Origin of the sequence: Flavobacterium sp. 9R (genome assembly GCF_902506345.1) — a bacterium.
In the GTDB taxonomy this organism is placed as follows: Bacteria; Bacteroidota; Bacteroidia; order Flavobacteriales; family Flavobacteriaceae; genus Flavobacterium.
Genome location: NZ_LR733416.1, coordinates 1 through 1,378 on the forward strand (window position 1 = coordinate 1; position 1,378 = coordinate 1,378).

Genomic DNA, 1,378 nt, shown 5'->3' on the forward strand with positions numbered 1-1,378 from the left:
ATTTATTTTTTAGTTTAAAAAAAAGACATAACAAGCCTTCGAATAAGAATTACACGAAGGTTTGTTGTGCCTTTCATAAGTTATTTTTATTCGTAAACATCATAAATTTATCAAGATAGGTTTCTTTTCAAATAAACCTGTCTGCTCTTAGCCTAATCAAGGCAAAACTGTAAAAAATGAACGTTTTTTATGCTGCTTTTCTAACTTCAAATGTTTTGTTATCTCTAACACAAGCACAAATACGATGTACTAATTTGTTTCTTATATTATTAATTACAAGCATTTTATTTTTCCCTTCAGCCACTTTTCTTTTAAAATATTCTTTCATCTCGGGGTCGTGATTCACAGCTGATAGAGCACACATATGCAAATGCTTTTTAAGTTTTTTATTAGCCATATGGTGAACTCTGGGTTTTGATCTGATGCTTTTTCCTGAAGTATACTCAAAAGGAACCACACCCGCGTAACAAGCTAGTTGTCGTGGCGATGAATAGGCTTTAAATTCATTAGTAAAACAGATTAAATATAAAGTCGTCACTTTACCAACTCCAGGAACTGAAATGGCTAGCGAATAAATTTTGTTTAAGTTTTCATCTCCCTTTATGAATACATCTAATTGTTTCTCTATTTCTTTTAGATCCGAAGTAATCCCTTTTAAAGTTTTCTTTTGAAATTTCTCAGAGAGTTTTGATAATTCGGGATCTAAAGACTTTATTTCTTTTGAATTTCGCATCAAAGTAGATTTGGTAAGAATCAACTTTTCCCTTAATGACATTAGACTTCTGATTTTTTCAATAGTTTTACTTGGAGCTTTATAAATTACGGCATCCTGCAGATTTTTCATTGCATAAATAGCAATCCTTTCTGCATCAATTTTATCATTTTTACCTCTTTGAAGTCCCATACTTCTTATAATTTTTAAAGACATCTCCACCCAAAGAGAATAATTAAAAAGCATTAAATATTTAATGATTAATTTCCCATACATACCAGTATGTTCTAAGCAAACAAGGGTTTCTAGATTTGTAGCCCTTTGCTTTTTAAGCCATTGATTTAATGCTTTTACTCCTTTGGAATCATTTACAAATTGATTATGAATTGGTTTTTCTTTTTCTCCATTCATAATTAAAACTACATCAAAATACTCTTTGGATACATCGATGCCTAGAAAATGTTTAAATTTGCTCATAAGAAAATGTTTTAAAAATTAGCAACCAAATATTGAATACATTCATATCCTTGATAATAGGCATTATATCCTTAATTACTATTCTGAAGATTATTCAATAAAACTGACAAAGTCCTAATCGGGGCATAAGTAGCTAACTTTGATCGAAGAGAAGGTTCACTTTGTCAGTTTGGTTGTTGATTAAAAGTA

General features: G+C 30.0%; 1 protein-coding gene. It reads right to left on the reverse strand.

What is annotated here, in order from left to right:
- Positions 1 to 187: 187 nt before the first annotated feature.
- A complete protein-coding gene (locus tag FLAVO9AF_RS15150; protein WP_159691205.1) occupies positions 188 to 1,189 on the reverse strand; it encodes an IS110 family transposase in 1,002 nt (333 codons plus the stop codon).
- Between the last annotated feature and the right edge of the window lie 189 nt (positions 1,190 to 1,378).

Coding starts and splice junctions, on each gene's coding strand:
- FLAVO9AF_RS15150 (WP_159691205.1), bottom strand. CDS start 1,189: ATGAGCAAATTTAAACATTTTCTAGGCATCGATGTATCCAAAGAGTAT.